1 protein-coding gene is annotated in these 796 nt (G+C 38.6%); it reads right to left on the bottom strand.

Annotation, left to right across the window (positions count from 1 at the left end):
- Window positions 1-796: type I restriction endonuclease (locus IU405_RS00265; protein ID WP_197436668.1), on the bottom strand; the 796-nt coding region annotated here is incomplete at both ends.

Below are 796 nucleotides of genomic sequence, written 5' to 3'. Positions count from 1 at the left end.
GTACAAATAAAGAAACCACCAGACTCTCTGATGGATAATTCTGTTTTAAGATCTTTTCTATCTGCAATTATTTTGGCTGCACCCAGTGATAAAAACTCCTCTGAACGAAGGAATAATTTACCAGCTTGAGTTTGTAGGTCATCTCTATCAACAATCATAACAATAGTAGGGGAGCCAAGCTCCTCACAACGCAAGGATAGCTGACGAGCCAAAAACATCATTGTATAGGTTTTACCACAACCCGTTGCACCAAAGTATGTACCACCTTTTCTATTGTTTGTAGCGTGTGCATTTAATACACTCTCTTTTAGCATTCTGGTTGCAAAAAATTGAGGGTAGCGGCACACTACCTCTTCATCTTTGTCGTGTTTTTTGTCGGGGAAATAAACATAATCACGTATAATCTCTATAAAGCGATTTGGCTCATACACTCCTGCTACTATAGTTTTCACTTGGTCGGCACCTCGCTTAGCTGATTCGTCCTCATTATTTACCTTTTTCCAAACATAGTAGTGATTGTAAGGTGTGTAAGTTGTTCCAAGCTTTGTGTTGTTTACAGTTGCATCGCTGATACAAGAAAGTGGGCAGTATCGCAAAAGATGGGGTATATCCCTTTTGTATCTTGTATGAATTTGCTCGTATGCATCTGCAATTGTTGCATTGAAATCTGTTGGATTTTTAAGTTCTAAGATACATAGCGGAATACCATTAACGAAAAGTAACACATCGGGTATGCGGATGTCAGCTTTTAGTCCATATCCTACTTCGAACTGATTGACACAGCTATAAATATTGT

Origin of the sequence: Polaribacter sp. BAL334 (genome assembly GCF_015767435.1) — a bacterium.
In the GTDB taxonomy this organism is placed as follows: Bacteria; Bacteroidota; Bacteroidia; order Flavobacteriales; family Flavobacteriaceae; genus Polaribacter.
The sequence above is the reverse complement of the archived record's forward strand: the minus strand, read 5'-3'. Positions and strand labels throughout refer to the sequence as shown.